The sequence below is a fragment of the Bacillus sp. AY2-1 genome, assembly GCF_008368965.1.
GTDB lineage: Bacteria > Bacillota > Bacilli > Bacillales > Bacillaceae_G > Bacillus_A > Bacillus_A thuringiensis_S.
In genome coordinates, this window is record NZ_QPEL01000266.1 from 1 (window position 1) to 1,739 (window position 1,739).

The window sequence follows — 1,739 nt, forward strand, 5'->3', positions numbered from 1 at the left end:
ATTACTTGCTGTTCAAATAACTCTTGAATCACTACATCTTTTTGATAATTGCCCTCTATGTTAGTCCATTCATGTAATAATTGCTTTTCTTCGTTCTTAGTGAGTATTCTTAGATTCTCAATAGGTTCCTCCGGAAATTGTAAAATTTCATCTAGCCAAATTTCAAAAGATTGAGCCATTCTTTTTATTGTAGAAACCTTAAATAAGTCTGTATTATATTCAAAATCCACTTGTAATCCTGTTGGTATCTCTTCCATTGCTATAGTTATATCAAACTTTGCACCATTCATATGTCTAGGGATTTTTTCTACGCTATGATCTAATAATTTTGGTAACTCTTTTAATTGATTGTGAAAAACAAACATTGTCTGAAATAATGGAGAATAACTCATATCACGTTCTGGTTGTATAGCTTCTATAACTTTTTCAAAAGGAACGTCCTGGTTTTCTTGTGCATCTAACATTTTTTTCTTTATTTGTTGGACCAATTCTTTAAATGTTATATTATTTGAGCAATCTGCACGATAGACTACAGTATTTGCAAAGAATCCAATAAGATCTTCAACTCCTGGATAATTCCTATTTGCAATTGGGCTGCCTACTAAAATATCTTTTTGATTGGTATAACGAGAAAGAAACCCTTGATAACTTGCTAATAATGTGGCGAATAATGTAACGCCTTCCTTAGAATTGAATACTTTTATTTTTTCTAACAATTTATTGGGTAGGACAATTTGATACGTATCTCCATTATAGCTTTGTATTATTGGACGAGGGTAATCCAATGGGAGTTCCAATATAGGAAGTAAACCGCGTAATTCTTTCCCCCAATATGCTATTTGTTTTTGTATAATGTCTTCTGTTAACCAACTTTTTTGCCATTTTGTAAAATCAATATACTGAACAGGTAAAGGGGGAAGCTTTTCAGTTTCGTTTTCTAAAAATGCCTGATAAAAACTCATCCATTCATTGATAAAGGTATCTAATGACCAGCGATCAAAAATAATATGATGGATGGTGCAAAGAAGTACTAACTCTTTATTGTCCATTATTATTAAATGAGTACGTAATAAAGGTCCTTGGCTTAAATCAAATGGCTTTTTAGCTTCTATTTTTGATATATTTTCTATTTTAGATGTTTTATCTTCAGGAGAAAGAGAAAGATAACGCAAATCAATTACTGATAAGGGAACTGTTATATCTTGTTGAACAATTTGCACTGGTTTTCCTTCAACTTCATGAAATACTGTCCGTAGAATTTCATGGCGATGTATTATTGCATTATATCCTTTTTTTAACATATCAATGTTCCATTTTCCTTTTAAACGCCATGCAATCGGGACATTGTAAAGCGCACTATTTGTTACAATTTTATCCATTATCCATAAACGCTGTTGAGCGAAAGATAATGGTTCGTATTGTTCACGTTTAACTGATTGTAATGGTGTAAAAACATCGATCTCCCCCGTTTTTCCCAATAAAAATGTTAAACGTTTTGAGAAATGTTTAATGGTAGGGTATTCAAATATATCACGTATTTGTACTAGAATTGAAAAATCAACACCTAAACGTGAAGTTATTTTAGTTGCTAGGAGAGAGTGTCCACCTAACTCAAAAAAATTATCGTTTATTCCAATGGCAGAGGAGTCAATCCCTAATACCTCTGACCAAATTTCTACCATTTTTTGCTCTACTCTATTCCGAGGTGCTATATATCCATCGTTCGTTTGTATAATAGA

Annotated in this window: 1 protein-coding gene; it reads right to left on the reverse strand. The window is 32.0% G+C overall.

What is annotated here, in order from left to right; genetic code table 11:
* Nucleotides 1-1,682, reverse strand: a 1,682-nt coding sequence (locus tag DN403_RS30125; protein WP_255452090.1) for a condensation domain-containing protein, incomplete at its 3' end; no start/stop codon positions are given.
* Nucleotides 1,683-1,739: the final 57 nt, after the last annotated feature.